The 210-nt window shown below is 55.2% G+C and carries 1 rRNA gene; it reads right to left on the reverse strand.

The features are described 5' to 3' along the window. Positions 1 to 210 (reverse strand): 23S ribosomal RNA (locus WFK81_RS30905); the annotation flags it as partial.

Here is a 210-nt window from a genome sequence, read left to right on the forward strand (position 1 = left end):
TCTACCTCCACGACACTCTTAACCGAGGCTAGCCCTAAAGCTATTTCGGGGAGAACCAGCTATCTCCGAGTTCGATTGGAATTTCTCCGCTACCCCCACCTCATCCCCGAACTTTTCAACGTTCGTGGGTTCGGGCCTCCAGTGCGTGTTACCGCACCTTCACCCTGGACAGGGGTAGATCACACGGTTTCGGGTCTACGACCACGTACT

It is taken from the genome of Paenibacillus sp. MMO-177, assembly GCF_037147795.1.
In the GTDB taxonomy this organism is placed as follows: Bacteria; Bacillota; Bacilli; order Paenibacillales; family Paenibacillaceae; genus Pristimantibacillus.